This is a genomic window from Thermocladium sp. ECH_B, from assembly GCA_001516585.1.
Lineage (GTDB): Archaea > Thermoproteota > Thermoprotei > Thermoproteales > Thermocladiaceae > Thermocladium.
In genome coordinates this window covers 1-3727 of record LOBW01000110.1, presented here as the reverse complement: position 1 = coordinate 3727, position 3727 = coordinate 1, and the positions used below count along the sequence as shown (strand labels likewise).

Here is a 3727-nt window from a genome sequence, read left to right as displayed (position 1 = left end):
AATACTTCACGTATCTGTGCTTATCATGGTGTTGAGGTCACTAGGGATCCGAGGGGAGTAGTTAATTGCCCTAAAGGTCATAAGCTTCATTCGGACCTAAACGGTGCATTGAATATCTTGAAGAAGGCTACCGGCATAACGATCTCAACGATTAGGAGGCCTCTCTCCTTTATCGTGGATCATAATCGAGTAGCGCCCGTGAAAGGGGCGTAACCCTCTAGACCTCGGGGAATCCTCGCCCTCAAGGGCGGGGAGGAGGTCAGATAGATATAAGGAATGTGATTAATCACTTCTCGAGGGGGGATTAATGTGATGGAATCACCGAGAAGATTGGAGACGCTGTTGCCGGTGAGGAGCAGAATAATTGCTAGGCGGGAGGAGGCTCCGGAAACCGTGACCCTTGCCTTGGACAGGGGATTTCCCCGCGCCTTGCCTGGGCAGTTCATAATGGCATCCACCATTGATGGCGAGGTACCGATATCCCTCGCCGGCGAGGCCCTAATAACATTCAAGAGAGTGGGGAGAACCACGGGTAAATTATTTGGCTTAAGTACGGGCGACTTCGTGGGGACCCGGGGACCCTATGGCAACTCATGGCCCGGCAATTACGATGATTACCTGATAATAACGGGGGGAATAGGAATACCCCCCATAAGGTTCTTCATGGATAAGTACTTGGGCAGGAAAAACATAACGCTCCTCTACGGCGCCAGGAGCCCAAGCGATATAATATATAAGGACCTAGTGCTGGAGGAGTGGCCGCGCAAAGCCAACGTGCTGGTCACCGTGGATAGGGGCGACGCATCATGGAGGGGAAACGTGGGGTTGGTCACGGCGCTCCTAGACAAGGTGGAGCTGCGGCGGGGAATGGCCGCCCTCATAATAGGGCCGGAGATAATGATGATTAACGCGGTTCGGGCCCTCATTAATATGGGCATGGAGGCCCACGATGTATACCTCTCGCTGGAGAGGCACATGGAGTGCGGCGTCGGCTTCTGTGGGCATTGCAATATAGGTAAGCATTACGTGTGCGTGGATGGACCCATATTCAGGCTCAGCGATGTTAGGGACGAGTTATCCAGGGAGGGCTGGAGCATTTAATACCTACTCAAGCGCAGCGCTTATGGTTCTGCCGTCAAAGGCCATGGATCCAAAGAATCGCTTATATAGATATATGTTCGCCACATTAACCAGGAGAGCCAAGGCGAAGGGAACTGGTATAGGCAAGTAATCCAGCATGGCTCCTGACGCGGTCGTGGCCACGGCCGATGGGAATAACCTCGCCGCCTGATTAACTCCAGCAGTTGTGGATCTCGCGTCCCTGCTGACTAGGCCCATCATTAGGGATTGCTGGGCCGGCAGCGACGCTACCCTGAACATAACGAATACTAGGTAGGATAGAACGGCAGCCATGAATGCCTCATTGATCGTGATTGGGAGGAGACTTATGAATGGCAACGCAATTAGCGCTATGGTCGATATGGTTCTGGTGATTATCACGGCATTAACGAAGCCCATGCGCCGCGTGAGGCTCGGCGTGGCGAGCGACATTAATGCGGCCATCACTCCCCCCAGGAAAAATATATTGCTTACTTCCCCCCTTGTTGCTTTAAAGAGCACCTCGAACAGTATTGGGAGGAATGGAGTCACGAGCCCCTGCCCCGTCCCGTTCAGTACCCCCACGGCGGCGAACATCTTCATGATTCTCCTATCCCTGGAGCCGCCCCCCTTCTTCTCGGTTGATTTGGCTCCCCTATAATTATCCCTAATGGGGGCTATCGCTGCGAGGGATATTGTTGATAGGATGAGGGAAATCGTGAATGCCTCCATGTACCCCAAGTGAATAATTAATACGCCCACCGCGCCCGCGAGTCCTGAAGCCACATTCAGCAGGGAGTAAATGGTTGTCCTATTATCATCCCTCGTTTTATCGGCCAGCATCGCGGTCATAATTGGCGCAACCACTGCGCCAACGCTTCCGCTGGCTAGTGCCCCGGCCGTGCCGAAGCCCCCCATTGCTGCGGCAATGAGCAGCAGGAAGTAATTGCGGGTAAATAGTAGGATGGCGGTCGCGGCGGGCAGCATGGCCGTGGCCAGCATTAGGATCTTCTTTCTTCCATACTTGTCCCCAAGCCTCCCGAAGTATAGGGATAAGGCTGGTGCAGTGAATGCGCCTACGCCGAAGAATATGCCTATTAATGTGAGGGATAAGTGAAGCACATTATATAGGTAGAGCCCAGTGGCTATGCCTAGTGCCCCAGCCGCCGTGCTTCTAAGCATTCTGGACAATAATATGAGCCATATATCTCTATCCATGCTGGGGAGAAAATTAACTGCTTAAAAAATTTACCGATATCGGTTTAATAAAAACGAGAAACAACGGGCCGCCCCTTAAACCTTAACCGATTCAAGCCTGGCATTCCTGAAGAACACGTAGAACAAGGCAGTGGCCGCGCTATATAGTCCGGCAGTTATGAAGAATGGGTAATAGAGGTTCCCCTCCCCAAATAAGTACCCCCCTATTGATGGCCCGGCAGCCCTAGGTATTGAACTCAATAAATTAATGAAACTGGTGGCGCTGGCCCTCTGATTCTCCGGCATTAATCTAAGTATCATTGAGCTCAGCAAGGGGTTCCCCATATTCATTAAGGCATTCCTAACCACGAACACCGTGCTGGCAATGGCGAAGCTGGGCGAGAAGGGCAGCACCACCAATAGAATTATGGCCGCGACATGGGTCAACACGATGGCCCTCACCATACCTACCCTAGCAGCTAAACGAGGCGCCGCGAGAACCGTTAATGCCAGAGTTAGGTCCGATAAGGCGAAGACAGGGCTCATCTGCCTAGCGGAAACATTGAATTTGAGGTTGAACCATAAAGACATGAGGGGAATCACAATCCCCGCCCCTAACCCGATTACCGCCTCCGTGGAGAACTTACCCATGGTAACGCTTAACCTAAAGAACGCTCTCCCAGTGCCCCTATACCTCTCGTGAATCATTGATATTAGGAGGAGGGAAGCAAGCGCGACGCTTGAATCCACTAGGAAAATCAGCCGTATGGGCAAGGCAAGGGGAAGCAATGCGCCTATTAGTGATGACACTATTGATAACGAGTTTATCAGGCTTAAGTCGTTCTCCACATTACTTGTTTTCTCCGCCAGCATTGCGTTCACGAGTCCCCCGCCTCCCCAGGATGAGGAGAAAGCATAGGCGTAGGGGATCCTCATGAATAGGAGCAGGAACGCCAGGGCGGATATGGCCCTACTAATCATGGCAAACCGCTTCCTGCCGTGGGCATCCGCCAAAACCGAGAATATGAATCCAAGGCTTGAGGAGAACACTATTGATGCCGAGAGAAGTAGGCCAACATAGAAGGGGGGAAGCCCTAATTGCGTTAAGTATATGGGCACAACTATTGTATTGGCTCCCCAAGCAATCCCGGAGATAGAGGACGAAGAGACCAATAATGCTTCCTCCCTATTCATTCAGTCCAAAACCAGTTTACCCCTGAATTAATATGCTTATCCGTTTAATCCAGCCGGCATGGATTCATTGAATTAATTGGGCAGCCTTATCCACGGCCTCCACGTTGCGCCTAATCATGAAGAGCAGGGCCAGAACAGATATCACCAACACGCCGAAAACATACCTAAGCCCAATAACGTCCGCCACGAGGCCCATGAGGGTGGGCGTAGCTATGCCTATAAGCATCATTACGGCGAA

At 51.9% G+C, this 3727-nt stretch carries 3 protein-coding genes; 1 reads left to right on the top strand and 2 read right to left on the bottom strand.

Going from position 1 to position 3727, the window contains the following annotated elements; genetic code table 11:
- The first annotated feature begins 312 nt into the window (after positions 1–312).
- Positions 313–1101 carry a hypothetical protein gene (locus tag AT710_09325; GenBank protein KUO90229.1) on the top strand — a complete coding sequence of 263 codons (789 nt, stop codon included), beginning with the start codon at positions 313–315 and terminating at the stop codon, positions 1099–1101.
- Between the two features lie 3 nt (positions 1102–1104).
- Here the strand turns inward: AT710_09325 and AT710_09320 are convergent, their stop codons facing one another.
- A complete protein-coding gene (locus AT710_09320) occupies positions 1105–2316 on the bottom strand; it encodes an MFS transporter (GenBank protein KUO90228.1) in 1212 nt (403 codons plus the stop codon).
- Positions 2317–2391: 75 nt separating this feature from the next.
- A complete protein-coding gene (locus tag AT710_09315) occupies positions 2392–3489 on the bottom strand; it encodes an MFS transporter (protein KUO90227.1) in 1098 nt (365 codons plus the stop codon).
- Between the last annotated feature and the right edge of the window lie 238 nt (positions 3490–3727).